We start from the raw sequence: 4,570 nt of genomic DNA, 5'->3' as shown, positions 1-4,570 counted from the left end.
CTCGACGGCTACGGGTCTGAGCGCACGATAAATTTTGAATAGCCACTTACCTGAGAAGCGATGGCAGAGTGTTCTAAGGCAGTCCGCTAAGGCCCCTGGCATGATAAACTACCTCCATTATGGTACCGGTAAAATAAATTACTAAGCCACACCGTCAGTCTGCGGTAGGGCAGCACTCCGCTGATAGGGAAAGTGGTTCGCTGTTCTGAAGTCAGGCCAGCAAAAGAACGGAGAGTTGGATGTCAAATGATGTAGGGGTGCGTTTGCGAGCACTGAGAACGTTAAAAGGGATTTCCCAACGCGAGTTGGCCAAGAGGTGCGGAGTTACTCACTCGAGCTTATCGCTGATTGAGCAAGGGAAAGTTAGTCCATCAGTGAGCTCATTAAAGAAAATTCTTGATGCTATTCCCATTAGCGTGGGTGATTTCTTTACCCTTGAGTTTGATAGCAATGGCCAACAGACTTTTTACTCGCCTGAAGAGCTTGTCGACATGGGTTCGGGGGATGTCATCTTCAAGCTGGTGGGTGCCGAGCGCCGCGATCGCGCACTCAGCTTCATGATCGAAACGTACCCTGCAGGTACTGATACCGGACGTGAGATGATCGTTCACCAAGGTGAGGAAGCCGGATTCGTGCTGGAAGGGGAGATTGAAATTACCATTGGTGCTGAAACCCGGGTGCTGGCCGCCGGTGAGGCCTATTATTACAACACTAACGTGCCGCATCGTTTCCGCAATATCGGCGACACAACCTGCCGTGTGGTCAGCTGCACTACTCCGGCGCGGGCTTTCTAAAGTCGGAGTATCTGGATATATAAAATAATTGAAGCACACTGGACTGCCCCGTAAAGTAGCAGGGGCAGTGTTGTCTCGCCTGTTCAATATGCTATTACAGATTCCTTGATGCGTTTACCACCGGCTTGCGCAATATGTGCTCTCAGCAGGTTGGACGAGATAGTCAATGGCTGAGGTGCAACGCCTCGGGTTTTTGAAAGATCAGGCCATCGTGAAACCCAGCGCCAGAAAGCCCAAGGTGGTGATACCAGCTCCCAGCAGTACATAAGGGAACTGGGTAAGAGCATGTTGTATCGGTTGGCACCCACTCCCTTGGGCTGAGAGGACTGAGGAGTCGGAGAAAAAGCAGGCGTGGCTACCGAAGCTCGAAGCGGAAAGTAATGCTCCGATAATCAAGGGCATGGATGCATCCATATGCTGTGCAATTGGGATCACGATAGGAATCGAAATCACGAACACGCCCCAGGAAGAGCCAGTACCGAAAACGACGACAGCCATGGACAGGAAGACGATGGCTGGTAGCAAGGCGACCGTCATATAGGGGGTCAGGGAGTCAATCAAGAAGGTGGTCATGCCTAGCTGATCATTGATTTCGCGTAGCACAAAGCCCACTGCAACGATAGCCAGTGGGAGCATCATGGTACGGAAGCCGTCCATGATGGCGTCCATCAGAGTGCTGAAGGTGGCTAGACGCTGGATCAGGTAGAGCAGGATGGTAAACAGGGTCGCTACAATCACGCCCTTGAGTAGGTCTATCTCGTACCAGGCGCTGGCACCGATTAGCACTGCCATCGGTACTAGGAAGTTGAGGACCCCGACCCATGGGCGAGTCCGGGGGGCGTCATCGGCAACCAGCTCCACATCGGGCGCGTTATCGGGAATGGGTTGGCCGGCTTTGGCGCGGGCCTCGGCAGCCTTCATCGGTCCAAAGTCCGGCATAATACCGCTGGCCATCAACAGCACGAGTCCGATGGCCACCCAGCCATAGAGCATAAAGGGAATCGACTGGATATACAGCGACATGCCTGCGCCTTCGGTAGCGCCGTTAGTCTGAAGCAGCTCGGAGAAATAGACCGCCCAGGTCGAAATCGGGACCAGGATGCAGATGGGGGCGGCTGTGGAGTCTACAATGTAGGCGAGTTTTTCACGGGACACTCCGAAGCGATCAGTGAGGCGTTTCATGGCTGCGGGTGTGGCTAGAGCATTGAGGTAGTCGTCGATAAAGATCATGACCCCAAGACCCGCGGTGCTGAGCATCGCTTGACGGCGCGTCTTGACCATGCGGGTGACAAAGTGACTGAAGCTCAGGGTGCAGCCGGATTTTTCCAGCATACCGATGAAACCACCCATCAGGCCGCACACCAGAATCAGCCAGGCGATGGTTTCATCCATCATTACCGTCAGCGAAATATCGGCGAGCTCGCCGATGAAGTCATCTGGCTGCAGCATGATTAGCCCGGAAAGCGCGCCGATGGCCAGTGCTTCCAGGGTGCGATGGGTAGCGATGGCCACCACCAGTACGATTAACGAAGGTATTATGCTGATCCAGCCAAACTCAGTGGAGGCCTCATGGGTGAGAGTCAGGCTGACCACCACGGCCAGTATGCCGCTCACCAGCAATAGCGTTTTGCCCTTGCCTCGCTGGTCAGGGTAAGAGGGGGCAAAGGCGTGGGTCGTATGGCTCATGGTTGACCTCCAGCAGATGCAGGCCGAAGACGAGAGCCGGTTGCGAAGGATGAGGCAGGGGCTGTTGTGATTATCATCCTGTTGTCCTTTGGTTCTGAAAATAGTAGATGAGCGACTTGTGTATATTGAAAAAATCGATGACTCAGACGTGGCGGAGGTACCAGTCATACTCGAGTTGGCTGACTTCCTGCATGGCCAGGTCACGTTCGGCCCGGCGGTTAGCAATGAAAACGTGCAGGAAGTCCTCGCCTAGCGCCTCGGTTAGCGGTTGGCTTTCTTCGAGTAGGTTCAGCGCTTGAGTCCAGCTATTGGCCAGGCTCGGCTCATGCTGGTCGTAGGCATTGCCGGTGATTGGCGCATCGGGCGTCAGCTCCTGGCTCAGGCCGTGGTCGATTGAGGCTAGTAGGGTGGCAAGCAGCAGGTAGGGATTGACGTCGGCGCCGGCAACGCGGTGTTCAATACGGCGCGCCGCGTTAGGGCCGGAGGGAATGCGAATTGCCACTGAGCGGTTGTCGAAGCCCCAGTTGGGACTCATCGGCACATAGAGCCCCGGCTGGAAGCGGCGATAGGAGTTCAGGTTCGGGGCAAACAGTGCCATGGAGGCGGGCATCAAATCGAGCAGTCCGGCGACCGCTTGCTTCAGGGTTTCAGTACCCAGCACATCGCCATCATCGGAGGCCAATACATTGTTGCCGCTGTCGTCAACCAGGCTGATGTGTACATGGGTACCGTTGCCTGCTTCATTGCCATAGGGTTTGGCCATGAAGGTGGCTTCGAAGCCATGCGTGAGTGCCACACCCTTGATAAGACGCTTGAGAAGTACGGCGCTGTCGCAGGCCGCCAGGACATCATCACAGTGAATTAGGTTGATCTCAAACTGACCGGGTGCACACTCCTTGAGTGTGGTATCCAGCGGCAGGTTCTGGGTCTGTGCTGCTTGCTGGATGTCCTCCAGAAAGTCGGCGTACTCATCCAGCTCGTTGATCGAAAACAGCTGGCTCTGGGTAGCTCGTTCACCGCTGGACGGTGAGCAGGGCGGCTGAATTATGCCCTTTTCGTTGCGTTGGCGATCGACCAGGTAAAACTCCAGCTCCAATGCCACCACTGGTGTCAGGCCACGCATGCTCATGCGCTTGAGCATGCGCGCAAGCACCTGACGCGGGTCGGCAAAGAAGGGGCTACCGTCGCTGTCTTCCATGCTCATCAGTAGCTGAGCGTGCTCGCCGTTACGTAGCCAGGGCGTGGGCATCAGGGACCCGGGAATAGCCCGGCAGACCCGATCACCATCGCCGCTGTCGAGGCCCAGACCGGTTTCTTCGACAGTGTTACCAAGGGTGTCGAGGGCGAATACCGATGCCGGCAGATTGATTCCCTCGAGCCAAGCTTTCGCAAGGTTTCCTCTCGGGATGCGTTTGCCGCGTACTACGCCGTTAAGGTCGCTGATTAGCAGATCAATACTGGAAACATCAGGATACAGCTGCAGAAAGTCGTTTACTTCGCTGGCATTGAGTGAGGGCATGTTGGCACCTGTACGCTGTGATCGTTGGTTGATGGTGCCATTTTTTAGGTCATTACTTACTTTTGTCAAATTTATAATGTCATATCTTGTCAGTCTTTAGTCGATGAAATATTTGTTTTTCTCTGGTTTTTTGTTTATTAACAATGTCTTAGTGCTGATAATCTGGCTGGTTTCTCTTTGTCTCTTGTGTTGATAAAATGACAACAGTGCGCTATTTCTAAAGAAATGCTTACCTGGTCCCTTACACAACCAACTAGAGGTCACGTGATGACTTTGCAAAAGCACCCCTATGCCGGCGATGGCAGCCATACCACAAGCTATTACGCTGCCTCCGCCAACCCCGCGTCGCAGCGGCCGGAACTGATCGGTGATCACCAGATCGATGTGTGTGTCGTTGGTGCCGGTTACAGCGGACTCTCGACCGGTCTGCACCTTGCAGAAAAAGGCTACAAGGTAGCCATCATTGAGGGTGCACGGGTCGGCTGGGGTGCCTCGGGGCGCAACGGTGGGCAGATTGTCAACGGGTTGAATGCCAGCCTGCAGACGATCAAGAAACGCTATGGACAGGATA

4 protein-coding genes are annotated in these 4,570 nt (G+C 54.6%); 2 read left to right on the top strand and 2 right to left on the bottom strand.

Annotated features, from left to right (window positions below):
• Positions 1–239: 239 nt before the first annotated feature.
• The gene (locus ACTH3D_RS10860) at positions 240–794 is read left to right on the top strand and encodes a cupin domain-containing protein (protein WP_441667130.1); all 555 of its coding nucleotides are present in this window, start codon (positions 240–242) and stop codon (positions 792–794) included.
• Between the two features lie 201 nt (positions 795–995).
• On the opposite strand, the gene ACTH3D_RS10855 is transcribed toward ACTH3D_RS10860, so the two are convergent.
• Both ACTH3D_RS10855 and ACTH3D_RS10850 read right to left on the bottom strand, forming a co-directional pair.
• A complete protein-coding gene (locus ACTH3D_RS10855; RefSeq protein ID WP_441667129.1) occupies positions 996–2,480 on the bottom strand; it encodes a Na+/H+ antiporter NhaC family protein in 1,485 nt (494 codons plus the stop codon).
• Between the two features lie 142 nt (positions 2,481–2,622).
• Positions 2,623–3,999: a glutamine synthetase family protein gene (locus ACTH3D_RS10850; RefSeq protein WP_441667128.1), complete on the bottom strand. Its 1,377-nt coding sequence runs from the start codon at positions 3,997–3,999 to the stop codon at positions 2,623–2,625.
• Positions 4,000–4,266: 267 nt separating this feature from the next.
• Here ACTH3D_RS10850 and ACTH3D_RS10845 point away from each other — a divergent pair.
• Positions 4,267–4,570: FAD-dependent oxidoreductase (locus tag ACTH3D_RS10845; protein WP_441667127.1), on the top strand; the 304-nt coding region annotated here is incomplete at its 3' end.

The sequence above is a fragment of the Halomonas sp. genome, assembly GCF_052095765.1.
Taxonomy (GTDB): domain Bacteria; phylum Pseudomonadota; class Gammaproteobacteria; order Pseudomonadales; family Halomonadaceae; genus Halomonas.
The sequence above is the reverse complement of the archived record's forward strand: the minus strand, read 5'-3'. Positions and strand labels throughout refer to the sequence as shown.

Coding starts and splice junctions, on each gene's coding strand:
- ACTH3D_RS10860 (WP_441667130.1), top strand. CDS start 240: ATGTCAAATGATGTAGGGGTGCGTTTGCGAGCACTGAGAACGTTAAAA.
- ACTH3D_RS10855 (WP_441667129.1), bottom strand. CDS start 2,480: ATGAGCCATACGACCCACGCCTTTGCCCCCTCTTACCCTGACCAGCGA.
- ACTH3D_RS10850 (WP_441667128.1), bottom strand. CDS start 3,999: ATGCCCTCACTCAATGCCAGCGAAGTAAACGACTTTCTGCAGCTGTAT.